At 65.4% G+C, this 25917-nt stretch carries 31 protein-coding genes; 22 read left to right on the top strand and 9 right to left on the bottom strand.

Annotated features, from left to right (window positions below):
• The first annotated feature begins 40 nt into the window (after window positions 1–40).
• Window positions 41–943, top strand: a complete 903-nt coding sequence (locus RE429_RS04755) for a GNAT family N-acetyltransferase (RefSeq protein ID WP_414474124.1) — start codon at window positions 41–43, stop codon at window positions 941–943.
• Here RE429_RS04755 and RE429_RS04750 read toward each other — a convergent pair.
• From RE429_RS04750 to RE429_RS04740, 3 genes are read right to left on the bottom strand one after another with little or no spacing between them, the layout of a single operon-like run.
• On the bottom strand, window positions 931–1797 hold the full coding sequence (locus RE429_RS04750) for an SDR family oxidoreductase (RefSeq protein ID WP_414473212.1): 867 nt from the start codon (window positions 1795–1797) through the stop codon (window positions 931–933). The genes RE429_RS04755 and RE429_RS04750 overlap by 13 nt on opposite strands.
• Complete coding sequence (gene queG / locus RE429_RS04745) at window positions 1794–2921, bottom strand: tRNA epoxyqueuosine(34) reductase QueG (RefSeq protein ID WP_414473211.1); 1128 nt, start codon at window positions 2919–2921, stop codon at window positions 1794–1796. The genes RE429_RS04750 and queG overlap by 4 nt, the downstream gene beginning before the upstream one ends.
• Window positions 2922–2932: 11 nt before the next feature.
• Window positions 2933–3625 (bottom strand): glutathione S-transferase family protein, encoded by a 693-nt coding sequence (locus RE429_RS04740; RefSeq protein WP_414473210.1) that lies wholly within the window; start codon window positions 3623–3625, stop codon window positions 2933–2935.
• 177 nt (window positions 3626–3802) lie between these two features.
• On the opposite strand from RE429_RS04740, the gene RE429_RS04735 reads away from it, so the two are divergent.
• Together RE429_RS04735 and RE429_RS04730 are read left to right on the top strand one after the other, a co-directional pair.
• Window positions 3803–4600: an undecaprenyl-diphosphate phosphatase gene (locus RE429_RS04735; protein ID WP_414473209.1), complete on the top strand. Its 798-nt coding sequence runs from the start codon at window positions 3803–3805 to the stop codon at window positions 4598–4600.
• Between the two features lie 39 nt (window positions 4601–4639).
• Entirely contained in the window at window positions 4640–4885 is a 246-nt protein-coding gene (locus RE429_RS04730) for a hypothetical protein (protein ID WP_414473208.1), read from the top strand.
• An 8-nt stretch (window positions 4886–4893) separates the two neighbouring features.
• Here RE429_RS04730 and nth read toward each other — a convergent pair whose 3' ends face one another.
• Entirely contained in the window at window positions 4894–5637 is a 744-nt protein-coding gene (gene nth, locus RE429_RS04725; protein WP_414473207.1) for an endonuclease III, read from the bottom strand.
• Between the two features lie 20 nt (window positions 5638–5657).
• Here nth and RE429_RS04720 point away from each other — a divergent pair, with 20 nt between their 5' ends.
• Both RE429_RS04720 and RE429_RS04715 read left to right on the top strand, forming a co-directional pair.
• Window positions 5658–6170: a DUF2244 domain-containing protein gene (locus RE429_RS04720; RefSeq protein WP_414473206.1), complete on the top strand. Its 513-nt coding sequence runs from the start codon at window positions 5658–5660 to the stop codon at window positions 6168–6170.
• A gap of 194 nt (window positions 6171–6364) precedes the next feature.
• Window positions 6365–7273, top strand: a complete 909-nt coding sequence (locus RE429_RS04715) for a methylated-DNA--[protein]-cysteine S-methyltransferase (RefSeq protein ID WP_414473205.1) — start codon at window positions 6365–6367, stop codon at window positions 7271–7273.
• 141 nt (window positions 7274–7414) lie between these two features.
• On the opposite strand, the gene RE429_RS04710 is transcribed toward RE429_RS04715, so the two are convergent.
• Window positions 7415–7672 carry a helix-turn-helix domain-containing protein gene (locus tag RE429_RS04710; RefSeq protein ID WP_414473204.1) on the bottom strand — a complete coding sequence of 86 codons (258 nt, stop codon included), beginning with the start codon at window positions 7670–7672 and terminating at the stop codon, window positions 7415–7417.
• 259 nt (window positions 7673–7931) lie between these two features.
• Window positions 7932–8168 carry a helix-turn-helix domain-containing protein gene (locus RE429_RS04705; RefSeq protein WP_414473203.1) on the bottom strand — a complete coding sequence of 79 codons (237 nt, stop codon included), beginning with the start codon at window positions 8166–8168 and terminating at the stop codon, window positions 7932–7934.
• Between the two features lie 98 nt (window positions 8169–8266).
• On the opposite strand from RE429_RS04705, the gene RE429_RS04700 reads away from it, so the two are divergent.
• The 13 genes from RE429_RS04700 (at window position 8267) to RE429_RS04640 (ending at window position 17544) form a co-directional block, all read left to right on the top strand.
• Entirely contained in the window at window positions 8267–8512 is a 246-nt protein-coding gene (locus tag RE429_RS04700) for a hypothetical protein (protein ID WP_414473202.1), read from the top strand.
• Window positions 8513–8744: 232 nt separating this feature from the next.
• Window positions 8745–10667, top strand: a complete 1923-nt coding sequence (gene dnaK / locus RE429_RS04695) for a molecular chaperone DnaK (protein ID WP_414473201.1) — start codon at window positions 8745–8747, stop codon at window positions 10665–10667.
• Between the two features lie 82 nt (window positions 10668–10749).
• Window positions 10750–10878 carry a hypothetical protein gene (locus tag RE429_RS04690; protein ID WP_414473200.1) on the top strand — a complete coding sequence of 43 codons (129 nt, stop codon included), beginning with the start codon at window positions 10750–10752 and terminating at the stop codon, window positions 10876–10878.
• Between the two features lies 1 nt (window position 10879).
• Entirely contained in the window at window positions 10880–12022 is a 1143-nt protein-coding gene (gene dnaJ / locus RE429_RS04685; RefSeq protein WP_414473199.1) for a molecular chaperone DnaJ, read from the top strand.
• 66 nt (window positions 12023–12088) lie between these two features.
• Window positions 12089–12712 carry a class I SAM-dependent methyltransferase gene (locus tag RE429_RS04680; RefSeq protein WP_414473198.1) on the top strand — a complete coding sequence of 208 codons (624 nt, stop codon included), beginning with the start codon at window positions 12089–12091 and terminating at the stop codon, window positions 12710–12712.
• Window positions 12709–13443: an orotidine-5'-phosphate decarboxylase gene (gene pyrF, locus RE429_RS04675; RefSeq protein ID WP_414473197.1), complete on the top strand. Its 735-nt coding sequence runs from the start codon at window positions 12709–12711 to the stop codon at window positions 13441–13443. Before RE429_RS04680 ends, pyrF begins: the two co-directional genes overlap by 4 nt.
• A gap of 55 nt (window positions 13444–13498) precedes the next feature.
• The gene (locus RE429_RS04670; RefSeq protein WP_414473196.1) at window positions 13499–13786 is read left to right on the top strand and encodes a DUF1330 domain-containing protein; all 288 of its coding nucleotides are present in this window, start codon (window positions 13499–13501) and stop codon (window positions 13784–13786) included.
• A 3-nt stretch (window positions 13787–13789) separates the two neighbouring features.
• The gene (locus tag RE429_RS04665; RefSeq protein ID WP_414473195.1) at window positions 13790–14095 is read left to right on the top strand and encodes a DUF1330 domain-containing protein; all 306 of its coding nucleotides are present in this window, start codon (window positions 13790–13792) and stop codon (window positions 14093–14095) included.
• 114 nt (window positions 14096–14209) lie between these two features.
• Window positions 14210–15016: a 4-hydroxy-tetrahydrodipicolinate reductase gene (dapB, locus tag RE429_RS04660; RefSeq protein ID WP_414474123.1), complete on the top strand. Its 807-nt coding sequence runs from the start codon at window positions 14210–14212 to the stop codon at window positions 15014–15016.
• Between the two features lie 37 nt (window positions 15017–15053).
• A complete protein-coding gene (locus RE429_RS04655) occupies window positions 15054–15674 on the top strand; it encodes a 2,3-bisphosphoglycerate-dependent phosphoglycerate mutase (RefSeq protein ID WP_414473194.1) in 621 nt (206 codons plus the stop codon).
• Window positions 15675–15791: 117 nt separating this feature from the next.
• Window positions 15792–16457: an alpha-ketoglutarate-dependent dioxygenase AlkB family protein gene (locus RE429_RS04650; RefSeq protein WP_414473193.1), complete on the top strand. Its 666-nt coding sequence runs from the start codon at window positions 15792–15794 to the stop codon at window positions 16455–16457.
• A 149-nt stretch (window positions 16458–16606) separates the two neighbouring features.
• A complete protein-coding gene (locus RE429_RS04645; protein ID WP_414473192.1) occupies window positions 16607–17050 on the top strand; it encodes a hypothetical protein in 444 nt (147 codons plus the stop codon).
• A complete protein-coding gene (locus RE429_RS04640) occupies window positions 17047–17544 on the top strand; it encodes a hypothetical protein (protein WP_414473191.1) in 498 nt (165 codons plus the stop codon). The genes RE429_RS04645 and RE429_RS04640 overlap by 4 nt, the downstream gene beginning before the upstream one ends.
• A 144-nt stretch (window positions 17545–17688) precedes the next feature.
• On the opposite strand, the gene grpE is transcribed toward RE429_RS04640, so the two are convergent.
• A complete protein-coding gene (gene grpE / locus RE429_RS04635; RefSeq protein ID WP_414473190.1) occupies window positions 17689–18312 on the bottom strand; it encodes a nucleotide exchange factor GrpE in 624 nt (207 codons plus the stop codon).
• Window positions 18313–18374: 62 nt separating this feature from the next.
• A complete protein-coding gene (locus tag RE429_RS04630; protein WP_414473189.1) occupies window positions 18375–21122 on the bottom strand; it encodes a [protein-PII] uridylyltransferase in 2748 nt (915 codons plus the stop codon).
• Window positions 21123–21381: 259 nt separating this feature from the next.
• Between RE429_RS04630 and RE429_RS04625 the strand changes: the two genes are divergently transcribed.
• From RE429_RS04625 to RE429_RS04610, 4 genes are all read left to right on the top strand, one after another.
• Window positions 21382–22350, top strand: coding sequence for an aliphatic sulfonate ABC transporter substrate-binding protein (locus RE429_RS04625; RefSeq protein WP_414473188.1), 969 nt, complete (start codon window positions 21382–21384; stop codon window positions 22348–22350).
• Between the two features lie 125 nt (window positions 22351–22475).
• A complete protein-coding gene (locus tag RE429_RS04620; RefSeq protein ID WP_414474122.1) occupies window positions 22476–23228 on the top strand; it encodes an ABC transporter permease in 753 nt (250 codons plus the stop codon).
• Window positions 23228–24016, top strand: coding sequence for an ABC transporter ATP-binding protein (locus RE429_RS04615; protein WP_414473187.1), 789 nt, complete (start codon window positions 23228–23230; stop codon window positions 24014–24016). The genes RE429_RS04620 and RE429_RS04615 overlap by 1 nt, the downstream gene beginning before the upstream one ends.
• 15 nt (window positions 24017–24031) lie before the next feature.
• Window positions 24032–24541 (top strand): OsmC family protein, encoded by a 510-nt coding sequence (locus RE429_RS04610; protein ID WP_414473186.1) that lies wholly within the window; start codon window positions 24032–24034, stop codon window positions 24539–24541.
• Between the two features lie 22 nt (window positions 24542–24563).
• On the opposite strand, the gene RE429_RS04605 is transcribed toward RE429_RS04610, so the two are convergent.
• Window positions 24564–25880 carry a penicillin-binding protein activator gene (locus RE429_RS04605; protein ID WP_414473185.1) on the bottom strand — a complete coding sequence of 439 codons (1317 nt, stop codon included), beginning with the start codon at window positions 25878–25880 and terminating at the stop codon, window positions 24564–24566.
• Window positions 25881–25917 lie beyond the last annotated feature (37 nt).

Here is a 25917-nt window from a genome sequence, read left to right as displayed (position 1 = left end):
GCCCCATGAGATCTCGATGACGTCTTCTCTGCTGAATGGAATGGCAGCTTCCATAAAACCTGCGCTGATACCGACATTGGAGGGATTTCGCGCGATGGCGAGGCGGGCCGTGCGCCATTACGGCAGCCTCGACCCCGTGCTCGGCCGCATCGGCTCCCTCGAGGTCCGTCTCGCCACGACGGCTCAGGAAATCCGCCAGGCGCAGAGGCTGCGGTTCAAGGTGTTCTACGAGGAGATGTCGGCCGTGCCGAAAGGGGCCGCCTTGCTCTCGCGGCGTGACGCGGATGACTACGACGCCATCTGCGATCATCTTCTCGTGCTCGACCACGATGTGAAGCCAGGCTCGCTGCGCCGGGCCAAGCCGAAGGTGGTGGGCACCTACCGCCTGCTTCGCCAGGATGTGGCGGAGCGCCATCAGGGCTTCTATACCCGCGGCGAATACGACATCGCCCCGCTTCTGAAGGCCCATTCCTCCTTGCGCTTTCTCGAACTCGGCCGCTCCTGCGTGCTCGGGCCCTATCGCAACAAGCGCACCGTCGAGCTGCTGTGGCACGGCATCTGGTCTTACGTTCTGCACTACAAGATCGACGTGATGATCGGCTGCGCGAGCCTTGAAGGCACCGATCCCGGGGCGCTCGCCCTGCCCTTGAGCTTCCTCCACCATTATGCCGCCGCGCCCACCTCCTGGCAGGCCCGCGCCTTGTCCGAACGCTTCACGCGGATGGACGTTTTGCCGAAGGAGGCCGTCGACCCCAAGGCCGCGCTCCATGCCCTCCCGCCGTTGATCAAGGGCTATCTGCGGATCGGCGCGACCTTCGGGACAGGAGCCGTCATCGACGAGCAGTTCGGCACGACGGACGTGCTCGTCATCCTGCCGGTCTCAGCCATCAACCCGCGCTACATCGACCATTTCGGCCCGACCGCGAACCGTCACGCGGCCTGACCGTATTCCCCCGCCGCATGGAGCGCGTCCAAGCCTTCGCGGTAGGTGGGGAAACGCAGGCGCACGCCGAGCTCGTCCTTGATCAGGCGGTTCGAGATGCGCTTGTTCTCGGCATAGAAGCTGCGTGCCGTCGGACTCATCCGGGCCTCCTCGAAAGCCACCTCGGGCGGCGGCTCGACGCCGGCCAGCCGGGCCGCGTAGGCGACGACATCCTGCGGCGGCGCGGGCTCGTCGTCCGTCACGTTGTAGACGGCGCCGGGCCGCGGCCTGAGCAGGGATGCGGCGAGCGTCGAAGCGATGTCATCCACGTGGATGCGGTTGAACACCTGCCCGGGTTTCACGATGCGCCGCGCGGTCCCCTGCGCGAGGCCGGTGAAGGCATTGCGCCCCGGACCATAGATGCCGGTGAGGCGGAAGACGTGAACGGCCCGCCCGATCCGTTGCCCGAGATCGAGCCATGCCAGTTCGGCCCCGTGGCGCAGCCCCGACGAGCGGCTTTGCGGCGCCACGGGCGTCGTCTCGTCGATCCAGGCCCCGCCGTGATCGCCATAGACACCGGTCGTGGAGAGATAGCCGATCCACGAGGCGTCCGACGCCGCGATCCGGTCCTTGAACCCGGTCAGCGCGGGATCGCCCTCGGCATCGGGCGGGGCCGAGATCAGGATCGCATCGGCGCGCCGGAGATCCTCCAGAAGGTCCGCATCGCTTTCCGCAAACGCGTGAGCGGCGATGCCCCCGGCCCTGAGGCGTTGCGCCTTCCCGGCCTCGCGCACCGTTCCGGCGGCATGCGTCCATGGCGCCGAGCGGATGAAGGCCTGGGCTGTATAGCCGAGCCCGAAAACGAAAAGTCTCACGCGACCTCCTTCTTCACCGGGAGCGCACGGCTCCATTCCGCACGCACGGCCGCATCGTCCTCGCGCTCGAGGCGGCGCGCGCCGAGCGAAGCGACGGCTCCGCCCGGGAGCAGCCGGCCGACGGCCCAGACCGCCATGGCGCGCACGAGCGGCGAAGCATCGTCGAGGAGGCGCACGGCCTCATCCGCCAAGGCGGCATCCCCGGAATTGCCGATGGCGATGAGCACATTACGGATGAAACGGTCGCGCCCCGTGCGCTTCATCGGCGTGCCGGAAAACCGGGTCCGGAAGGCCGGATCGTCGAGGCGCGCCAGCTCCGCGAGCGGCAAGGCCGCGAGGTCGTCCCGCTGCATGAGCTTCGCCTCGCGGCCGACCTGCGCGAACTTGTTCCAGGGGCAGACCGCAAGGCAATCGTCGCAGCCGAAGATGCGGTTGCCGATCCCGGGACGAAGGTCTTCGGGAATATGATCCCTATGCTCGATCGTCAGATACGAGATGCAGCGCCGCGCATCGAGCTGGAACGGGGCGGGAAATGCATCGGTCGGGCAGACGTCGAGGCAGCGGCGGCAGGAGCCGCAATGATTGCGCTCCGGCTCGTCGGTGGGCAGTTCCGCCGTGGTGAAGATCGCGCCGAGAAAGAGCCAGTTGCCGAACTCGCGCGAGACGATGACCGTATGCTTGCCCTGGAAGCCCAGGCCCGCGGCTTCCGCCAGGGGCTTTTCCATCACCGGCGCCGTATCCACGAACACCTTCACGTCGGACGAGGCCCTCGCGGCGAGGAAGCCTGCGATCTCCTTGAGCTTGCCCTTGATCACGTCGTGATAATCGCGGTTGCGGGCATAGATCGAGATCGAGCCGTGATCCTTCTTCGAGAGCGCCGCCAGGGGATCGCCGGAAGGGCCGTAATTGACGCCGAGCAGAACGATGCTGCGCACCTCAGGCCAGAGGGCGCGGGGATCGGCCCGGCGATCGGCCGTCTCCGCCATCCAGTCCATGGAGGCGTGATGGCCCGCCGCCAGCCAGGCCTGCAGCCGCTCCGGCGCCAGCGGAATGGAATCGGGAGCGGCGATCCGGACCGTATCGAAGCCGATCTGCCGCGCGCGCTCCACGAAGGCGCGCTTCAAGGCCTGTCCGCTCAAAAGTCCAGATCGGCGTAGTGATCCGCCGGAGCCATCCCCGGGACCCGGTCCGCCAGGAGCGCGCGGAACGACCGCCGGGATTTCACCCGGGCGTACCACTCCTTCGCCATTTCGTTCTCTTCCCATGGCACGTCGCCGAGATAATCCACTACCGAAAGATGGGCGGCCGCCGCCAGATCGGCATAGGTCATCTGGTCGCCGGACAGCCAATTCCGCTTGGAAATCAGGAACCCGATATATTTCAGGTGATATCGCACATTGGTCCGCGCAGCGCGAATCGCGCCCATGTCGGGCGGGCCGCCGCCCAGCTCCGCAGGCATGAACCGCTTATAGATCTTTTCCGTGGCAAGGTAATCCGAGACCTCCTCGTGGAACTTGCCCAGAAACCAGTCGAGCAGGCGGCGAACCTCGACCCGGTCCGCGATCTCCTGAGGCAGGAGCCTGCGGTCCCTCAGATCGCCCCCGCACACATCGTCCAGGTAATCCGCAATTCCCCGGGCGCCTGGAACGGCCAAGCCGTCGTCGACCACCAGCAGCGGGAGATTGCCGGCAGGATTCATTTCCAGAAACGGGATTCGCCGCTCCCACGGTTTCTCCTCGACGATGTCCGTCTCGAGACCCGTTTCCGCCAGGGCAAGGCGCACAAACCGCGAGTGCGGGCAAAAGGGATACGAATGTAGGGTGGCCATGGGTGATGTGAGCGCCAAACAGACGGCGAGAATAAGGCCGCGCTTTGTTAACGTGCGGTAAGGAATTTTGGTGAATCTCATGTTCCAGACGCATGAAGACGGCCTTGCATGCGCAAAGCTTACTTGACACGGCCGGGAGCGCCCCTGCATCTGGCGCCGTTTTTAGGATTTTCAACGATGGCGAACATCATCGAGGCGCTCTTCCTGGGTCTCATCGAAGGGCTGACCGAGTTCCTGCCGGTCTCCTCGACGGGGCACCTGCTTCTCGTCGGGCACTTCCTGGGATTTGAATCCACGGGCAAGACCTTCGAGGTCCTGATCCAGCTGGGCGCGATCCTGGCGATCCTCTCGGTTTACTTCCATAAACTCTGGACCATCGCCAAGGCCCTGCCCCACGACCCGGACGCCCGGCGCTTCGTGGTCGGCGTCGTGATCGCCTTCCTGCCGGCCGCCCTCATCGGGGCCGCGCTCCACGGCTTCATCAAGGAGGTGCTCTTCGACCCCTGGATCGTGTGCATGACCCTGATCGCGGGCGGCTTCGTCCTGCTTCTGGTCGATCGCATGCCCCTGGAAGTCACCCGGGACGACGCCACCCGCTTCCCCCTTCCCATGTATCTGAAGATCGGCTTTCTCCAGTGCCTCGCGATGGTTCCCGGCGTGTCCCGCTCGGGCGCCACCATCGTGGGCGCCATGCTCATGGGAGCCTCGAAGCGCGCGGCGGCGGAGTTCTCGTTCTTCCTCGCCATGCCCACCATGGCGGGCGCCTTCGCGTACGACCTTCTGAAGAACTACAAGGTCCTCTCGACGGACGACGTGATCACCATCGTGGTGGGCTTCATCGCCGCCTTCATCGCCGCGGTGATCGTCGTGCGGTCCCTCCTGGACTACGTCTCCCGCCACGGCTTCACGCCGTTCGCCTATTGGCGGATCATCGTCGGCGTGGTGGGGCTTGCCGGCCTCATCGCCTTCGGGTGAGCCATGGCCTTCGGGTGAGCCATGGCCTTCGGGTGAGCCATGCCGGCGCGCGACGAGGCCCTGGCCGTTTCCCTCGCCATCCTGACCGCCCTGATGGTGACGGTGCTGGCGTTGATTGTGGGCGCTCTCGCGGGGTCACAGACCTCTGGGCAGGCCACGTCAGAGCCCGCCTGCTCCGAATGGACGAACGGCTGCATCGTCTGCGCCCGCACCGCGCAGGGGCTCGCCTGCTCGACGCCCGGCATCGCCTGCGTCCCCACCGCGCCACGCTGTGTGCGGCCCTAAAACGCCACTCAGGGAATCGTCTTGTCCGGATAGCGGCAGAGGTCGTTGACGGGACAGCGCCAGCACTCGGGCCGCCGGGCCTTGCAGGTATAGCGCCCGTGCAGGATCAGCCAGTGATGGGCGTGGAGCAGGTATTCCTTCGGAATCAGCGCCTCCAGCGCCGCTTGCGTTTCCAGGGGCGTCTTCGTGACCACGAGCGGCAGGCGGTTGGCGACCCTGAAGATATGCGTGTCGACCGCGATGCGCGGGTCGCCGAAGGCGATGTTCACCACGACGCTCGCGGTCTTGCGGCCGACCCCCGGCAGGGTCTCGAGGATCTCGACGGAATTGGGCACCTTGCCCCCGAATTCCTCGACGAGCCGCCTCGCCATGGCGATCACGTTCTTCGCCTTCGTGTTGAAGAAGTTCAGGGTCTTGATGTGCTGCCGAAGCCCGTCCTCGCCCAGTTCCAGCATCTTCTGAGGCGTATCGGCGACGCGAAAGAGCTCCTTCGTGGCCTTGTTGACGCCCACATCCGTGGCCTGGGCCGAGAGCGTCACGGCCACGAGAAGCGTATAGGGATTGGTATAATCCAGCTCGCCCTTGGGCTCCGGATTGGCCTCCTTGAGGCGGCGGAAGATTTCGATCATGGTAGCGCGGTCGACGGGCTTTGGTCCGCGCTGGCGCAGAGCCTTCCCGACGGCCTTCGCCGGGACGGCGGCTTTCGATTTCGACAGGGATTTGCGGCGGACCGGCTGCTTCAGATCGGACATTCCCGCGTTATATCTGGACCATGGCAGGCAGCAAGGCGACATTTGAAGATGAAGCCGACCGGTTCGAGAAACCGGTGTTCTCGGCCGTCATCCGCCCGCACAGATCCTTGAGCCCGCACGGCTTCAGGATCGTGATGGCGCTGGTCTGCCTGACCTCCATCGTCGCGAGCCTGCCCTTCGTGATCATGGGCTTCTGGCCCGTCGCGGGCTTCTTCGGCCTCGATTTCCTCGGCCTGTTCATCGCGTTTCGCATCAGCTACAGGCAGGGACAGGCCTTCGAGCTCCTGGAACTGACCCCGATCCGCCTGCTGCTCCGGAAAGTCAGCGAGCGGGGCGAAGCGCACGAATGGCTGTTCAACCCGCTCTGGACCCGTCTCGATCGCGAGGTCGACGACGAGTTCGGCCTGCAGGAACTCGCCCTCACGTCCCGCAACCAGCATGTCGTGATCGCCCGCGACCTCTCGCCGGAAGAACGGGAAACCTTCGCCGATGCCTTCAGCCAGGCGCTTTCGGCCGTGAAGCGGGGCTATTGAGACCCGCGCCATCCATAAATGCACCCGTTCACGAGCCTGACCCGCTGGGAGATCTCCGCCCCTCGGCCGGGGTGCGGATTGAAAGCGCGGTCTCGATGAACGGATCTGTCGGAAGCGAATCGGGTGAATCCGTCACAGGAATCGGGTGTCCCCTCCTCCCGGGACCGCCTAGAAAGTCTCAAGAGGACAATGCCATGCTCGATACATTGCGCGACATCACCATCGAACCCGGTCATCTCACCCCGCCGGAGGAGCCGCAGGCCGATTACGAGCGGGTCCGCCGGATCATTGCGTTCATTTCCGAGCGCTGGCGCGAGCAGCCTTCGCTGGAGGCCATCGCGGACCATGTGGGGCTTTCCACCACCCATGTGCATCACCTTTTCCGGCGCTGGGCGGGCCTGTCGCCGAAGGCCTTTCTCCAGGCGATCACCCTGGACAACGCCAAGGTGCTGCTCGCCTCTTCCGCCAGCATCCTCGACGCCACCTACGAGGTCGGGCCTTCGGGGCCCGCCCGTCTCCACGATCTGTTCGTGACCCATGAGGCCATGACGCCTGGCGACTACAAGGCGGGCGGCGCGGGGCTGACCATGCGCTACGGCTTCCACCCCTCCCCCTTCGGCGAGGCGATCCTGATGGCGACCGACCGAGGGCTGGCCGGACTCGGCTTCGTGGATGACGGCGACCGGGCCGCCGCGCTCGCCGACATGACCCGCCGCTGGCCGAAAGCGTCCTATGTGGAGGACGAGGCCGCGACCGCGCCGCTCGCCCGGCGCATCTTCAGCCCGTCACAATGGCAGGCGGAACAGCCCCTGCGGGTGGTTCTCATCGGGACCGATTTCGAGGTGCGGGTCTGGCAGACCCTGCTGCGCATCCCCCGCGACAAGGCCACCACCTATTCCGACATCGCCCGCCATATCGGCAAGCCCTCCGCCTGCCGGGCGGTCGGCGCGGCGGTGGGGAAGAACCCCGTTTCCTTCGTGGTCCCCTGCCACCGGGTGCTCGGCCGCTCCGGCGCGCTCACGGGCTATCATTGGGGCCTGACCCGCAAGCAGGCGATTCTGGGGTGGGAAGCCGGGTGCGGGTTAGGCGCGAAGGTATCCTGACACATCGGATCGACCGCTCGTCCGTTTCGTCATGGCCGGGCTCGTCCCGGCCATCCACGTCTTAACAGTGGTTTCAAGGCGTGGATGGCCGGCCCGAGGCCGGGCATGACGGCAGGTGGGCACGCCCTGCCGGAGGCCTTATCACTTCGCCATGACGGCTTTCATAATGGAGAGCGGATCGACGTTGAGAGCCTCGGCGATATCGATCAGCTCCAGCACCGTGATCTCACGTTCACCGCTTTCATATTTGCTGACGAATGTTTTGTATTTTCCGAGTCGCTTTCCCAGCTCCTCTTGGGTGAGTCCTGCCTTCTTACGGGCATGGCGCAAAAGCATGCAGAACTTTTCCTGCCGAGTCGTCTGAAGCGATTTCATGTTGCCGCCGATGCTGAAGGGCAACGGACCAAATATCCTTTTTCGGGAACTCTCCCAAAATGCCTGATTCCCCCTAAAATGGGATATTTGCCAAGGGCATCCTTTCATTGACCATAGATTACCCACCCCATGCCCACTTCCTGGAAACCCTCTCGTGAAGCCCGGCTCTGGCATCGGCTCGTTCCTGCCCAGGCCACCCGCGTCCTGGCCGGGACGAGGCCGGGCATGACGGCATCGGAAGGGCATGAAAGTGAAGCATCATTGAAGAGGCAACCGGAGACTGCTATTCGCGCAGAAGCTGGTCGATCAGCGTTTTAGGCTCCAATCGCAAAGCCTCGGCAACGGCCAAGAACTCGATCAGGTCGAGTTGCCGCTCGCCTCTTTCATATTTGCTGACGAACGTCTTATAGGCTCCCATTCGCTCAGCCAGTTCGTCCTGCGTCAGACCGGCTTTCTTTCGCGCCGCCTTCAACAATACCCGCAGGTGCTCCTGCCGTTTGCTATGAATGGATTTTTGCATGCCCAGCCCGCTTTAGCGGGCGGATGAAATATGCTGTTTCAGCCAATTAGCCAAAATAGCTATTTGCTATTCTGGCTAATTATTCTCATACTCGAACGATGACGATCTCCTGGAAACGCTCTCGTGAAGCCCGGCTCTGGCATCGGCTCGTTCCTGCCCAGGCCGCCCGCATCATGGTAGCTTGCCATGGAGACGGGGCCGGAGCGGAGGTGCTGCTGCGGGCGTTCCTGGCCGAGCGCGACACGAACCCGTCCGCCGTACGGTTCTGGCTCGAAGTCTATGGGGCTCTGACCGCGAGGCAGGCTGCCTCCGCCACTCCGGCCCGAGCTGGCGCAACGGAATAAGACCAGGAGCGTCAGCCTCTTATCCCTATTGCAGCCCTGCAACAGCACCCGACTCCGATGCAATCGGGCCAACTAGCCATCAAGATCGTCTTGCAGCGCTTGAAACCCCTTCTTATATCAGCGCCAGCAGGGTTCGCCTCGACAGATGCGGACCTGTTACGTCAGTCAACATAAGCCATGGGCCGTACCGCTTCGGGGTGCGGCGGTCTGCTTGAAAGTGAGGGATCCCGCCATGGGTAAGGTCATTGGTATCGACCTCGGCACCACCAATTCCTGCGTCGCTGTCATGGAAGGCACGACGCCCAAAGTCATCGAAAACTCGGAAGGCACCCGGACGACTCCGTCCATCGTCGCCTTCACGGACGAAGGCGAGCGCCTCGTCGGCCAGCCGGCCAAGCGCCAGGCGGTCACGAACCCGTCGCGCACCTTCTTCGCCATCAAGCGCCTGATCGGGCGCACCTTCAACGACCCCATGACCCAGAAGGACATGGGCCTCGTCCCGTACCACATCATCAAGGGACCGAACGGCGACGCCTGGGTCGAAGCCGACGGCAAGCAGTATTCGCCGTCGCAGATTTCCGCCTTCACCCTGCAGAAGATGAAGGAAACCGCGGAGGCCTATCTCGGGCAGCCCGTGACCCAGGCCGTCATCACGGTTCCGGCCTATTTCAACGACGCCCAGCGCCAGGCCACCAAGGACGCGGGCAAGATCGCCGGCCTCGAGGTTCTGCGCATCATCAACGAGCCGACCGCTGCTGCCCTGGCCTACGGCCTCGACAAGAAGCAGACCGGCATGATCGCGGTCTACGACCTCGGCGGCGGCACCTTCGACGTGTCGGTCCTCGAGATCGGCGACGGCGTGTTCGAAGTGAAGTCCACCAACGGCGACACCTTCCTCGGCGGTGAAGACTTCGACATGCGCCTCGTCGAGTATCTCGCGGCCGAGTTCAAGAAGGAGCAGGGCATCGACCTGACCAAGGACAAGCTCGCCCTTCAGCGTCTGAAGGAAGCCGCCGAGAAGGCGAAGATCGAGCTGTCCTCGGCCGCTCAGACCGAGATCAACCTGCCCTACATCACGGCGGATGCCTCCGGTCCGAAGCACCTCGCCCTCAAGCTCTCGCGCGCCAAGTTCGAGCAGCTCGTGGACGATCTGGTGCAGAAGACCATCGAGCCCTGCCGGAAGGCCCTCAAGGATGCCGGCATCTCGCCCGGCGACATCGACGAGGTCGTCCTGGTCGGCGGCATGACCCGCATGCCCAAGATCCAGGAAGTGGTGAAGACCTTCTTCGGCAAGGAGCCCCACAAGGGCGTGAACCCGGACGAGGTCGTGGCCATCGGCGCCGCGATCCAGGCGGGCGTGCTCCAGGGCGACGTGAAGGACGTTCTGCTCCTCGACGTGACCCCGCTCTCGCTCGGCATCGAGACGCTCGGCGGCGTGTTCACCCGTCTGATCGAGCGCAACACCACGATCCCGACGAAGAAGAGCCAGGTCTTCTCGACCGCCGAGGACAACCAGAACGCGGTGACCATCCGGGTCTTCCAGGGCGAGCGCGAAATGGCGGCGGACAACAAGCTGCTCGGCCAGTTCGATCTCGTGGGCATTCCGCCCGCCCCGCGCGGCGTGCCGCAGATCGAGGTGACCTTCGACATCGACGCGAACGGCATCGTGAACGTCACGGCCAAGGACAAGGCCACTGCCAAGGAGCACCAGATCCGCATCCAGGCCTCCGGCGGCCTGTCGGATGCCGATATCGAGAAGATGGTGAAGGACGCCGAGGCTCACGCCGAGGAAGACAAGAAGCGCCGTGAGGTCGTCGAGGCCAAGAACCAGGGCGAAAGCCTGGTCCACGCCACCGAGAAGTCGCTCAGCGAGTACGGCGACAAGGTTTCGGAGTCCGACAAGCAGGGCATCCAGACCGCCATCGACGCGCTCAAGCAGGCTCTCGCCGGCGAGGACGCCGAGGTCATCAAGGCCCGCACCACGGACCTGATGCAGGCTTCCATGAAGCTGGGCGAGGCCATGTACCAGGCTCAAGCCAACGCTGGCGAGGCTGGCGCAGAGCAGCCGGAAGGCGGCGAGAACGCCCAGAAGGACGACGTCATCGACGCCGACTTCCAGGAGGTCGACGAAGGCGACAAGAAGAAGCGCGCCTAATCGACCATGCGTGCATCTTGACAGAATTCGGCACCCGGTTTCATGGCCGGGTGCCGTTTTCGTGAAACGGCTAGAAACAACAATGACCGATCCTTCGACCCATCGTCACGATGCCTTGGCCGCCGGGCCCGCTGGAGCGGGCCGATCCATGCGCCAGGGCCCGGAGATCGGCAGCATAACGGAGCGCTTCTCCGCTCCCTGGGGCGCCTGATATGTCCAAGCGCGATTACTACGAGGTTCTCGGCGTCGCGAAGACCGCCAGCGAAGCGGAGATGAAATCCGCCTTCCGCAAGCTCGCCATGCAGTACCACCCGGACCGGAATCCGGGCGACCATGAAGCCGAGGTCAAGTTCAAGGAACTCAACGAGGCCTATCAGACTCTCTCCGATGCGCAGAAGCGCGCGGCCTACGACCGCTACGGTCACGCGGCCTTCGCCAACGGCGGCGCGGGCGGACCGGGCTTCGGAGGCGATTTCTCCGACTTCATGTCGGACATTTTCGAGAACTTCTTCGGCGATGCCGGCGGACGCGGCGGACGCGGCCGCAGCACGGGCGGCCGCGAGCGCGGCGCGGATATGCGCTACAACCTCGAGATCTCCCTCGACGAGGCCTTCCACGGCAAAACGGCCGAGCTGAAGATTCCGACGTCCCTCACCTGCGAGGCCTGCTCAGGCTCCGGCGCGAAGCCCGGCTCGAAGCCGAAGGCCTGCCCCACCTGCGGCGGCGCAGGCCGCGTGCGGGCCACACAGGGCTTCTTCTCCATCGAGCGCACCTGCCCGAACTGCCATGGGCGCGGCGAGGTGATCGACGACCCCTGCACCTCGTGCGGCGGCGCGGGCCGCGTCACGCGCGAGCGCACGCTCTCGGTCAACATCCCGGCCGGCGTCGAGGACGGCACGCGCATTCGCCTGGCAGGCGAAGGCGAAGCGGGCCTGCGCGGCGGGCCGGCGGGCGATCTCTATATCTTCCTGTCCCTCAAGCCGCATCCCTTCTTCCAGCGGGACGGCGCGGACCTGTTCTGCCGGGTGCCGATCTCCATGGTGGCGGCGGCGCTCGGCGGCGAGTTCAGCGTGCCGACGCTCGGCGGCACCGAGGCTCTGGTGAAGGTTCCCGAGGGCACTCAGACAGGCAAGCAGTTCCGCTTGCGCGGCAAGGGCATGCCGGTCCTGCGTTCGCGGGACGTGGGCGACCTCTACATTCAGGTTGTTGTGGAAACCCCGCAAAAGCTCACCAAGCGCCAGCGCGAGCTTCTGGAGGAATTCGACAGGGAATGCTCGAAGGAAAACCACCCCGAGAGCTCGGGTTTCTTCTCGCGCTTCAGGGAATTTCTCGATGGCTTGGGCGGATCAAGTTAACTTGACGGTCGTTTCCTTTGAGTTCTAAACAGCCTTTGTGATCCGCCCGCTCGAGGGGTCTTCCCAGTGCTTCAGTCGTCCCAACGGCCCACGATCCGGAAACTGCCCTTCAAGAAGGATCGCTTTCAGGACGAGGCCCGGTTCCTCCGGTCCTGGCTCGAACGCCCTCTCGTCGTCGGCGCGGTGACGCCCTCGGGCAAGATCCTGGCGCGGACCATGGCGTCCTATGTCGACCCCCGCATTCCGGGCCCCATCGTCGAGCTGGGTCCCGGCACCGGCCCGGTCACCGACGCCCTGATCCGGCGCGGCGTGGAGCAGGAGCGGCTCATCCTTGTCGAATTCAACCCCGAATTCTGCCAGCTCCTGCGGCGTCGCTTCCCGAAGGCGACCATCGTCCAGGGCGACGCCTACGATCTCAACGAAACATTGTCCGGCGTCCTGAAGGAGCCTGCGGCCGCCACCGTGTCGAGCCTGCCGCTCTTCACCAAGCCCATGGACCAGCGCCTGACCCTTCTCGAAACGGCGCAGGCGCTGATGCATCCGAGCGCCCCCTTCATCCAGTTCACCTATGCGGTCGTGCCGCCGATCCCGGCGCGCTCGCAATCGCACAAGGCCAGAGCCTCCAACCGGATCTGGCGCAACCTGCCCCCCGCCCGCGTCTGGGTCTACAACAAGGTCTCCCATCCATGAGCCAGCCTGTGTCTCCTTCAGCGAATCCCATTCCGCAGGGAGACATGCGCGACAGATTGATCATCGGCCTCGACGTTCCGAGCGTCGAAGAGGCGCGCGCCGTCGTCACGCGCATCGGCGATGCGGGCAGCTTCTACAAGATCGGCTACCAGCTCGCCTATGCGGGCGGCTTCGAGTTCGCGCGCGAGCTGATCGGCCAGGGCAAGAAGATCTTCCTCGATCTCAAGCTGCACGACATCGGCAACACCGTCGAGGAAGGCGTGCGCTCCATCGCCCGCATGGGCGTCACCTTCCTGACCGTCCACGCCTATCCGCAGACCATGCGCGCGGCCGTCGCCGGAAAGGCCGGCTCTTCCTTGAAGATCCTCGCCGTGACGGTGCTGACCTCCTACGACGACAACGACCTCGTCGAAGCGGGCTATGCGCCCGTGTCGGCGGCCGAGCTCGTCGCCCGCCGGGCAGAGCAGGCCCGCGACATCGGCATCGACGGCATCGTCTGCGCGGCCACCGAAGCCGGGCGCGTCCGCGGCATCGTCGGTCGCAACCGCCTCATCGTCACCCCCGGCATTCGCCCTGCGGGGGCGGAGGCCGGCGACCAGAAGCGCATCGTCACTCCGGGCGACGCGATCCGCAACGGCGCGACCCATCTCGTAGTGGCGCGACCCATCGTCAAGGCCGCGGATCCGCGCGCGGCCGCAGAGGCCATCGTGCGGGAGATGGCGGAGGCTTGATGCCCCGCGCCGCCCGGCCTTCGCTGTTCATTCGCTTCGAGAGGAGGAGACCACCATGCCCAAAGGCTATGTCATCGCCCGCGTGACCGTCACGAACCCGGAGGCCTATGCCGAATACGCCAAGGGCGCGACGGAGGCGATCAAGCAGTACGGCGGACGCCCGCTCGTGCGCGGCGGCGCCTATGAGGCGCTGGAGGGCGAGGCCCGGGCCCGCAACGTGGTGATCGAATTCGATTCGGTCGAGCAGGCTCGCACCTATTACCATTCCCCCGAGTATCAGGCCGCGAAGGCCAGGCGCGAGGGCGCCTGCGTCGCCGAGTTCGTTCTGGTGGAAGGAGCCTGAACCATGGCGAAGGGCTATTGGATCGGCCGGGTCGATGTGCACAACCCGGACGCCTACAAGAACTACGTGACGGCCAACGCCGCCGCCTTCTCCAAGTACGGCGCCCGCTTCCTGGTGCGAGGCGGCGGCTTCCGGACCGCGGAAGGCGGCTCGCGCGACCGCAACGTGGTGATCGAGTTCCCGACCTATCAGGCCGCCCTGGAATGCTGGGACTCGCCCGAATATCAGGCCGCGAAGGCCGAACGGGACGGCCACGCGGTGGCGGATATCATCATCATCGAGGGCTACGAGGGCCCGCAGCCGGGTTGAGAGCTTCGCCATGGCCGGGACAAGTCCGGCCATGACGGGAAAAGGGCATTCTCGACGGTCGCTGGAGCCGCTATATCCAGCGGCTCGGACAACAGGAGATCGAGCATGAGCGAAATGCGACTTGTCGTGGTCGGAGCGGCCGGGCGCATGGGGCGCATGCTCATCGACACCGTGGCCGAGACGGAAGGCTGCCGTCTCGTCGGCGCCATCGAGCGCGAGGGCTCCCACGCCCTTGGACAGGATGCGGGCGTGCTCGCGGGGCTCGCTCCTCTCGGCGTGAGCGTCACCGCCGATCCTCTGCCGGTCTTCGCCAAGGCCGACGGCGTTCTCGACTTCACCTCGCCGGCCGCCACGGTGTCCTTCGCGGGCCTGGCCGCCCAGGCCCGGATCGTCCACGTGATCGGCACCACGGGCCTGAGGGATGACGATTTCACGAAGCTCGAAGCCGCGGCCAGGCATGCGCGGATCATCCAGTCCGGCAACATGTCCCTCGGGGTCAACCTGCTCGCCGGTCTCGTGCGCAAGGTGGCGGCGACCCTGGGCGAGGATTTCGACATCGAGATCCTCGAAATGCACCACCGCATGAAGGTCGATGCGCCCTCCGGCACCGCCCTGCTCCTCGGAGAGGCCGCCGCGGCGGGGCGCGACATTTCCCTCAAGGAGCGCTCGGTGCGCAGCCGCGACGGGCACACGGGGGCACGCATTGCGGGCGATATCGGCTTTGCGACCCTTCGCGGCGGCTCGGTGGTCGGCGACCACACGGTGATCTTCGCAGGCGCCGGCGAGCGCCTGGAGCTGTCGCATCGCGCCGAGGATCGCAGTATTTTCGCGCGCGGCGCGGTGAAGGCCGCGCTCTGGGGCTTCGACAGAAAGCCCGGTTATTACACGATGGCCGATGTGCTCGGCCTCGAAGACCTCTAAAAACACCCGATACTAGGACTACGGAGACGCAAAAGAGATGGATCGCCTTCTTGTGCTTGCCCGCCACGGCCAGAGCGAATGGAACCTCAAGAACCTGTTCACCGGCTGGAAGGACCCGGGCCTGACCGATCTCGGCATCGAAGAGGCGCGCAACGCGGGCCGCCGCCTGAAGGAGATGGGCGTGCAGTTCGACGTGGCCTACACCTCCGCGCTGGGCCGCGCGCAGCGCACCTGCAAGCTGATCCTGGAAGAGATCGGCCAGCCCGACCTCAAGACCATCGCCGACCAGGCGCTCAACGAGCGCGATTACGGCGACCTCTCCGGCCTCAACAAGGACGATGCCCGCGCCCGCTGGGGTGAAGAGCAGGTCCACGTCTGGCGCCGCTCCTACGATGTGCCGCCGCCCGGCGGCGAGAGCCTGAAGGACACCGTGGCCCGCGTCCTGCCCTATTACATCCGCGAGATCCTGCCCCGCGTGATGCGCGGCGAGCGCGTCCTCGTGGCGGCCCACGGCAACTCGCTGCGCGCGCTCGTCATGGTGCTCGACGGCCTGACCGCCGAGACGATCCCGAGCCTGGAGCTCGCAACCGGCATCCCGCTGGTCTATCGGCTCAACGACGACACCACCGTCGCGGCCAAGAAGGTTCTGGAGGGGTAAAAGCCGGGCCTGATTGGAGAGGCCAACTCCGTTTGAGGACCCGAGTGCATCGAAGGCCAGGATCCCCGGGACATGCCCGGGGATGACGAATGAGGACCGATCCGCCACAATCAGCCCATGTCCTCTCTCATCCTTGCTCCCGGCCTCGTCTACTACCCGGACTATCTCGACCGCGCGGCGCAGGAGCGGCTTCTCCAGTCCCTGCGCGCCATCACGAGAGCCGCCCCTCTCTTCGCTCCGTGCATGCCGCGCACCGGCAAGCCGTTCTCCGTGCGCATGACCAATTGCGGAAGGCTCGGCTGGGTCTCCGACATCGACGGGTATCGCTATCAGCGGACCCATCCCGAGACGGGGCAGCCCTGGCCCGAGATGCCCGAGCAGGTCCGGCGGGCCTGGGAGGATTTGAGCGGCTATCCCCAGCCGGCCGATGCCTGCCTGATCAACTTCTATGCTCCCGAAGCCCGCATGGGCCTGCACCAGGACAAGGACGAGGAGGAGTTCGGCGCGCCGGTCGTTTCGCTCTCCCTGGGCGATACGGCCCTGTTCCGCTATGGCGGCGTCGAGCGGAAGGACCCGACCCGTTCGATCCGCCTCAAATCCGGTGACGCGATCGTGTTCGGCGGGCCGGCCCGCCTGATCTATCATGGCATCGACCGGCTGATCCCCGGCCAGTCGGACCTGCTGCCGCAGGGAGGACGGCTCAATCTGACCTTGCGCAAGGTGGAAAAGCCGCTTTACAGCATCGGACGTGACATCGGGCCCACATCCGATGCTGTAAGTTGATGCTTTTGAGCATCTTTTCACGCAAAACCGGGTCCCACTTCCCGCGTCCGATGCTCTCCTTGCTGGAGCATCTTTTCACGCAAAACCGGGTCCCACTTTTGCGTCCGATGCTCTAAGCCTTAAAGTCCAAGAGCGCTCGAGGGGTGACCATGAAAGTTCTGACCGCTGCAGCATTCGGCCTCATCCTGTCGCTCCAGGCGGCTTTCGCCGCGGACCCCATCTTCCCGCCGGCATCGCGCCTCGGCCTGGTTCCTCCGCCCGACATGACCCTGTCGAAGCGCGTCAGCGGCTTCGAGAACGAGGAACGGGCCGCCGTGATCACCTTCGCGGAACTGCCGCCCGGCGCATTCGAGCAGCTCGCCTCAGGACTGAACAAGGATGCGCTCAGGAAACAGGGCATGGAGCTGATATCCCGGGAGAACGTGAAGCTCGGCACCAGCTCCGGCGTTCTCGTCAGCAGCACCATGACGAAGCCCAATATGGGCCGGAAATGGCTTCTCCTGGTCAAGGACGAGGCCCTGACCGGCCTCGTCGTGGCGCAGGTGACGGCGGCCGGGACGGCTACAGCGACGCGCAGATCCGGACCGCCTTGAAGAGCATCGCCCTGCGCCATGACGTGACCCTGGAGGAAAAGGTTGCCGCCCTGCCCTTCCGGGTCGCCGAGACGGCCGGGTTCAGGCCCGTTCGCGTGATCGCCGGGACGTCCGTGCTGTACACCGACGGACCGAAGGACATGATCAAGGCCGTCGAGCAGCCGATGATGATCGTCGGAGCCTCCCTTCAGTCCCCGCCCAACTCCGACGAGCAGCGCAAGCAATTCGCCCAGGCCGCCCTCTATGCCAATCAGGTGATCAAGAACATCAGGATCGAACGCTCCGATTCCTTCCGCCTCAGAGGCCAAGACTGGCACGAGATCGTCGCGAGAGCGGTCGAGGCGGATTCGGGCCAACCGATCGTGGTCATGCAATCGATCCGTTTCGCGGGGGACCGCTATGTGCGCATGGTCGGCCTGACCCGCGAGGACCAGCGGGACCAGAACCTGCCGCGCTTCCGTGCGATCGCCGACAGCGTCGAAACGAAATTCTAGAGCATCGAACGTGAAAGGTGGGAGCCGGTTCTGCGTGGAAAGAGGCTCGACAACAGAGACCGACAGCATCGGATGTGGGGTCGATGTCACACCCGATGCTGCAGAGCATTGTCAGCTGAGCGCTCCGCTTTGCCGAACAATGCGCTAGGAAGCGGAGGAAGGATTCTCGGCGGTCTCGGAACCTGCCCCGTTGGACGGGGCCTTGGGGCCGCCCTTGGCGACGCCGACGAGGGCCGGGCGCAGTACCCGTTCGCCGATCACGTAGCCCGACTGAACCACCTGCACCACCGTGCCGCTCGGTACGTCGGGATTGGGCACCTCGAACATGGCCTGATGGACGTTCGGGTCGAACTTCTGGCCCTGCGGCTCGAGCTTCTTCACCCCGTGACGCTCGAGCGTGTTGAGAAGGTCACGCTCCGTGAGGTCGATCCCCTCGATGAGCCCCTTGAAGGCCCCCTCGGCGCCGGCGCGGGCCTCGTCCGGCACGCTCTCGATGGCGCGCCGCACGTTGTCGGCGACGGTGAGCATGTCACGGGCGAAATTCGCCACCGCGTAGGTGCGGGCGTCGGCGAGTTCGCGCTCCGTGCGGCGACGCAGGTTTTCCATGTCGGCCATCAGGCGCAGGAGCTTGTCCTTCAGATCGGCTTTCTCGGCCTCGAGAACAGCCACCGGATCGGGCTGAGATACAGCGGCGGCCTCGTTCTCGGCGCCGCCGGGGCTCTCGGCCTGAGGATTGATGTTCTGATTGTCCGTGTCGTTCGGGTTCATGGTCGATCAACTACCGATAGGAGAAAGGGTCAGGCCACATATCAGGTCGAAGCGCTCACAAATCAAGCGCTTCGCCGCTGGAACGGCTCAGCTTCCTCCGCCTTGAACACATCGAGCAGGGAGCGGCGGATCGTGGACTGGCGGCCCGAATGGGTCACCTTCGTGCCCGTCAGGTCCGTCACGTAGAACACGTCCACGGCCTTTTCGCCGAACGTCGCGATGTGAGCGGAAGCGATATTGAGATTGAGTTTGCCGAGAGCCGTGGTGAGATCGTAGAGCAGGCCCGGCCGGTCCAGCCCCGAGATCTCGATGACGGTCTGGCGGCTCGACAGGGAGTTGTCGATATTGACCTCCGGGGGCACATGGAACGCCTTCGCGGGCTTCGACGGCCGCCGGCTCTCCACGAGGTCTGCGATCTTGACTTCACCCTTCAGGGCGCGCTCGATGGCCTTGGCGACCCGCTCCGCCCGGCGCAGCTCGTCCTCGTCCCGGTCGAAAGCCCGCGACAGCACGATCGTGTCGAGCGCCATGCCGTCGGTCGTCGTGAAGATCTGCGCATCGACGATGTTTCCGCCCGCCGCCGCGCAGGCGCCGGTCACGATGGCAAGCAGGCGCGGATGGTCGGGCGACAGGATGGTGAGTTCCGTGACGCCGCGGAAATGATCGGTATCGCAGGTCGTCGTGACCGTGCGCCCCGCCTTTTCCGCATCGCGCACGAAATGCGCCTGCTTCACGCGCCGCTCCTCGTCCGTCTTCAGCCAGTAGGCCGGCATGTGACGGGCTGCGTAGGCCTCGAACTCCTCGTCCGGCCAATCGGGAAGCGCCGCACGCAGCTGCTCCTGCGCGAGACGGACGCGATCGGAGCGTGCCACATCCGCGACGCCGCCGCCGAGCAGCATTTCGGTTTCGTAATAGAGCGTGCGCAGGAGCTGGCCCTTCCAGCCCGTCCAGGTGCCGGGGCCGACGGCCTTGATGTCCGCGATGGTGAGCACGAGCAGGAGCTTCAGGCGCTCCATGGTCTGCACCACATCCGCGAAGCTCTTGATGGTGGCGGGATCCGACAGGTCGCGGCTCTGGGCCGTGTTGGACATCAGCAGGTGGTGCTCGACGAGCCAGGCGACCGTATTCGTTTCCGCTTCGGTCAATCCGAAACGGGGTCCGAGCTTGCGCACGATCGCGGCGCCTGCGATGGAGTGATCCTGCGGCCGTCCCTTGGCGATGTCGTGCAGGAAGACCGCCACGTAGAGCGCCCTCCGGTTCTGGATCGTACCGAAGATCTGGTTGGCGAGCGGATGATCGCTCCCGAGCTGTCCCGCCTCGATTTCCGTCAGCACGCCGATGGATCGGATGAGATGCTCGTCGACCGTGTAGTGGTGATACATGTTGAACTGCATCATCGCGACGATGCGTCCGAAATCGGGGACGAAGCGGCCGAGCACTCCGGCCTCGTTCATGCGCCGCAGCACCACCTCCGGCGCGTTCTTCGACGCGATGATGTCGAGGAAGAGCCGGTTTGCCTCCGAATCGCGACGAAGGTGAGGCCCGATCAGCTTGAGCGAGCGCGTCGCCAACCGGGTCGCGTCGGGATGAATTGCGAGATTGTGCTTGTCCGCGAGCCAGAAGAGGCGGATGAGATTGACGGGATCGCGTGCGAAGACCTCGTCGTTGTTCACGTTGATGCGGTTATTGTCGATGACGAAATCGTTGCCCGCGAGCGCGCCGCCGCGCCGACGGCGAAAGCGCCCGAACACCCGATCGAGCATGGGCCGCTTCTTGGTCTGCCTCGCTTCGAGCTCTGCGCAGACGATGGCCGTCAGATCTCCCACATCCTTGGCGATGAGGAAATAGGCCTTCATGAAACGTTCGACCCCGGACAGACCGCCGCGGGGCGCATAGCCGATGCGCTCGGCGATGACGCGCTGCAGATCGAAGGTGAGGCGCTCTTCCGCCCGGCCGGTCGCGAAATGCATGTGGCAGCGCACGCGCCAGAGGAACTCCTCACATCGCTGGAAGAGCTTGAACTCCTCCGGCGTGAAGAGCCCCGCCTTCACGAGGTCCCTCGGCCGCTTCACCTGGTAGACGTATTTGCCGATCCAGAAGAGCGTATTGAGATCGCGCAGGCCGCCCTTGCCGTCTTTCACGTTGGGCTCGACGAGATAGCGCGACGCTCCCGCCTTGGCGACGCGCGCATCGCGTTCCTTCAGCTTCGCGTCGACGAATTCCGCAGCGGACGCGGCCACGATCTCCTTGTCGAACCGCTGCACGAGATCGTTGTAGAGCGCGCGATCCCCGAACAGGAACCGGGCCTCGAGAAGCGAGGTGCGGATCGTCATGTCGGCGGACGACTCGCGCAGGCAATCGTCCACCGAGCGGGTGGCGTGCCCGACTTTCAGCTTGAGATCCCACAGCACATACAGCATCGCCTCGACGACGCTCTCGCCCCAGGCGGTCTGCTTGTAGGGAAGAAGGAACAGGAGGTCGACATCCGACCCCGGAGCGAGAGTCCCGCGCCCATACCCGCCCGTGGCCACGATGGCGATGCGCTCGCCCGAGGACGGATTCACGGCGGGATAGAGATGCCGCACCACCGCGTCATGGACGAGGCGGACGAGATCGTCCATGCGGGCCGAGAGATACTTGGCGCAGAGAAGGCCGTCTTTCGTCTCGAGGAGCTGCTGCTCGGCCTTGGCGCGGCACTCCTCGATATAAAGCTTCAGGTCGGGCACGAGCAGGGTCCGCAACTGTCCCGAATCGCGGATCGGCGCGTCGCCGAGGGACGTGAGGATGGCATCGAGAGACTGAAGCGGCATGGAACGACCATCGCAGATGATCGCATGGCTTACCACTCCGCGTGCCCTGCCCCAAGAGCCGGCTGGATTTATCCGTTAAGACGGATGGAGTGTTCTTTATAAGAAATTGTGTTTGACATAAGGAACCTTGGGTTTCATAAAAAGAACACGCGCCGATTTGAGCAAGCAGCTTGCGGGCGCGAAACAAGTGCAGCTAAAGCGCCGGGCGCTGCCGGATCACGGTCCCAAGCTCCCATGCGCACAACATGGGACTGACAACATGAGCCTGACGCGCCGCCTTCTCCTCGCAGCCTCCATCGCCACGGGCCTGACCTCCTTCGCGGCCGGCGCCCTCGCCCAGCCGAAGGAGATCAAGATCGACTTCGCCACCTACAATCCGGTGAGCCTCGTCCTGAAGGACAAGGGCTTCCTGGAAAAGGAACTGGAAAAGGACGGCATCGGCGTCCGCTGGGTGCAGTCGCTCGGGTCCAACAAGGCCCTCGAATTCCTCAATGCCGGTTCGATCGATTTCGGCTCCACGGCAGGCGCGGCAGCCCTGATCGCCAAGATCAACGGCAACCCGATCAGGTCGATCTACGTCTATTCCCGCCCCGAATGGACCGCCCTCGTCACCCGCAAGGACACGGGCATCACCAAGGTCGAGGACCTGAAGGGCAAGCGCATCGCCGTGACCCGCGGCACCGACCCGCACATCTTCCTCGTTCGCGCCCTCCAGGACGCCAAGCTCACCGAGAAGGACGTGAAGCTCGTCCTGCTCCAGCATCCGGACGGCCGCACGGCCCTCGAGCGCGGCGACGTGGATGCCTGGGCCGGCCTCGACCCGCTGATGGCCGCCGCAGAGGTCGAAAGCGGCGCCCAGCTCTTCTACCGCAATGCGGGGGCCAACACCTGGGGCGTGCTGAACGTGTCCGAGAGCTTCGCCAAGGACAATCCGGCTCTCGTCGGCCGCGTCCTGAAGGCCTATGAGCAGGCCCGCCAATATGCGCTCGCCAATCCGGCAGAGCTGAAGAAGGCCCTCGTGACTTATACCAAGCTGCCGGAGGCGGTGATCGAACGCCAGCTGGAGCGCACGGAGCTCACCCATTCCGCCATCGGCCAGCCGCAGGCCGACACGATCGTCGCTGCGGGCATCGCCCTCCAGCAGGCCGGCGTCATTCCCGCCGATACGGATGTCCGCGCCGCCGTCGACGGTCTCATCGACCGTCAATACGCCACGGCCGCCCGCTAATGACTTCATCACGGGAGAGCGCCGTGTCAGGCGAAATTGCAACTTCCGCCTGGTCCTCCCAACAGGGGTCTGCCGCTCTCGCGGCCCCTTCCCTTGCCGAGAAGCGCCGCGCCTTCGACTGGCGCATGCTTCTCGGCCTTTTGCTCCCCGTCGCGATCGCCGGCGTCTGGGAGGCCGCCGTGCATTTCGGCCTCGCCCAGGGACGCCTCGTTCCCCCGCCGAGCCGTATTTTCGCGGCGCTCCGGGCTCTCGCGGAGACGGGCGAATTGTGGACCCATGTCTGGGCCACGCTCTGGCGCATCGTCACCGGTTTCGTGCTCGGGGCCGCCGCCGGCATCGTCTTCGGAGCCCTGTCCGGCGCCAGCGACACGATCCGCCGCATTCTCGATCCGACCCTTCAGGCCCTGCGCGCCATTCCGTCCATCGCCTGGGTCCCGCTCTTCATCCTCTGGCTCGGCATCTTCGAGGCGTCGAAGGTGGCGCTGATCGCCGTCGGCGTGTTCTTCCCGGTCTATCTCGGCATCGCGGGAGCGATCCTCTCCGTCGACCGCAAGCTCGTCGAGGTCGGCCACGTGTTCCGTCTTTCTCGCTACAAGCTCGCCAGGCGCATCCTTCTGCCGGCCGTTCTGCCGGAAGCCGTCATCGCGCTGCGCTCCGGTCTCGGCCTCGGCTTCATGTTCGTGGTCGCGGCCGAATTCATGGGCGCCTCGGAGGGCCTCGGCTATCTGCTCGTCGACGGACAGCAGATGGGCAAGCCCGACCAGATCCTCGCCGCCATCATCGCCTTCGCGCTTCTGGGCAAGATCGCCGACAGCCTGCTCGTCCTTCTGACCAAACCCCTCGTGCGCTGGCAGGACACGGTGCGGGAGAGACTCTGATGCTTCAGCTCGAACACCTCTCCAAAACCTATGCGGACGGCACGCGCGCGCTGTCCGACATCAACCTTTCCGTTCGCCCTGGCGAGATCATCGCCCTCATCGGCGGCTCCGGCTGCGGCAAGACCACCCTGTTGCGCCTCGTTGCGGGCCTCGACCGGACGAGCGCGGGCGCGATCCGGCTCGACGGCGAGGTGCTCGCCGGCCCGCATCCTTCCGTCGGCATCGTTTTCCAGGAGCCGCGCCTCCTGCCGTGGCTGTCGGTCGCCGACAACATCGCGTTCGGTCTCGATCACCTCGATGCGGGCGAGCGCAATGCCCGCGTCCGGCATGCCCTCGAGAAGATCGGCCTGTCCGAACATGCGGGCCGCTGGCCGCGCGATCTGTCGGGCGGGCAGCAGCAGCGCGTGGCGATTGCCCGGGCTTTCGTGACGAACCCGAAGGTTCTGCTCCTCGACGAGCCGTTCTCGGCGCTCGACGCTTTCACCCGCGCGAGCCTGCACGAGCATCTGCTGGGCTTGTGGGAGGAGACGCGTCCCACGGTCGTTCTCGTGACGCACGACGTGCAGGAGGCCGTGACGCTTGCCGACCGCGCCGTCGTGATGCAGCCCAAGCCCGGCCGCATCTTCGACGAGCTGTCGCTCACCCTCTCCCGCCCGCGCGACAAAACGGGCCTGGCCTTTGAAACCTCCGTGCGCCGCGTCTTGACGGCGCTCGATCATTCCCTCAACACGCCTTCACAGCAGCCCCAGCGCGAGCGCGACCGTCAGGCCGCCGCTTTGTGGTGGTAACCAAGGACAGGCATCATGGACTCGACCGAACTGCGCGCCCTCCAGGCGCCTTTGAAAGACCAGTACCGCAGCAACCCGGAAGCCGCCGTCATCACGCTCAAGGCTCAAGGGACGCTGGATGACCAGCACATCGCCTGCAAGGTCGAGACCGGCCGCGCCCTCGCGGTGGCGGGTCTCCATCCGGCCACCGGCGGCTCGGGTGCGGAACTGTGCTCCGGCGACATGCTGCTCGAAGCCCTCGTCGCCTGCGCGGGCGTGACCCTGAAGGCGGTTGCGACGGCGCTCGAGATCGATCTTCGCCACGGCGCCGTGAAGGCGGAAGGCGACCTCGATTTCCGCGGCACGCTCGGCGTCGACAAGACCGCGCCGGTCGGCTTCAGGGATATTCGCCTCTCCTTCGAGATCGACACGGATGCGCCGCAGGAGAAGATCGATCAGCTGCTCAAGCTGACCGAGCGCTATTGCGTGGTGTTCCAGACCCTCAACAACAAGCCGAACCTGAGCGCGACGCTGACGCGCAAGTAGGATTTGCTGTTAGGATTTGCGGTCAGTTGCTCGCCAGCAAGCTGCGCGGCGCGGTGCTGATGACGGCGGCCGCGCCGCCCCGGACCTCCTGGACGGTCAGGGCGCGGTCGTTGGTGCCGTTGGGATTGAAGCGGAACACTCCATCGGCACCGGCAAAGCCCGCCCCGTTCGTGAGCACGCTGTCATTGAAGGCCTGCGGGCCCTGGATGCGGGCCAGCGCAGCCGCCAGCGTCACCGCGTCGTAGGACAGGGATGCGAGGCGAACCGGATCGCCGTTGAAGCGCGCCCGGTAGCGCGCGGCGAACTCCATGAAGCCGCGCTTGTCGGGGGCCGCGAACCAGCCGCCCTGGAGCGCCGGCAGACCGAACACCCGCGCCTCGTCCCACACGCCGGTACCGAGGGGCTTGACCCGCTGCCCGTCGAAGCGAGCCGCCTGCAGGGCCTGCGCCACGGCGGGCAATCCATCGCCGTTGTCGGGAATGAAGAGCGCATCCACCCGGGGCGACGCGCCACCGATCACGGGCCCCAGCCGCTGCACGGCATCGTGCGGCTGTCCGGCGGGGTAGCGCTCGATGCTGACGATCCGCACGCCGTTTTCGGCCGCCGCCGCCCGCAGCTGTGCTTCCGCGACAGAACCATAGGCCGTATTCGGAATCAGAGCCGCGACGGATCGGCGGTTCTGCGAGGCCGCATAGGCGATGATGCGGTCGACCTCCGATTGCACCATGAAGCTCATGAGATAGACGCCCCGCGTCGCGGCCCCCCTGTCGGAGGAAAAGCCGATGAGCGGTTTGCCGGCCTGGCGCGCGACTTGGCCCGCAGCCTGAACGGAACCGGCGAAAAGCGGCCCCAGGATGAGCTCGGCCCCTTCCGCGAGAGCCTGCTGGGCGGCCTCCCGGGCGCCCTCCGGCGTGCCGCCGTCGTCCTTCACGAGAAGGGTGAGGTCCGAGCCCTGGAATTCGCCAATGGCAAGCTCGGCGGCGTTACGCATGTTCTGAGCCACCGCTGCACCCTGCGGGGAGCCGGACAGCGGCAGGAGCAGCGCAACCTTCACGGGACCGTTGCCGATGGTCGAACCGCCGGCTCGGATGGAAGCGGTCCCGGCGGAAAAATCCTGTCCGGGAGCGGCCTCCATCGGGCGGGCGGAAGTGCCCTCCGGCGGGAGACCGGCATCGTAGAGAGGCTGGGACGAGGCGGCTTTCTGTGTCGGCCTGGCCGGCTTTTGTGCCTGACGCGAGGTTCCGACGCAGCCCGAAAGAGCCAATGTGCCCGTCAGCAGCACGGTCAGGGTCGCTCGTTCGACCAGGCCTGTCTTCCGACTTTTGAAAAACGACGCCATCTCCGCCCCCTTATGGAAACAGTCATCGGACATGCGT

The organism is Microvirga sp. M2 (assembly GCF_047497095.1).
Classification (GTDB): domain Bacteria; phylum Pseudomonadota; class Alphaproteobacteria; order Rhizobiales; family Beijerinckiaceae; genus Microvirga.
Note: the sequence above shows the minus strand (reverse complement) of the source record. Positions and strands in the feature narration are given on the sequence as shown.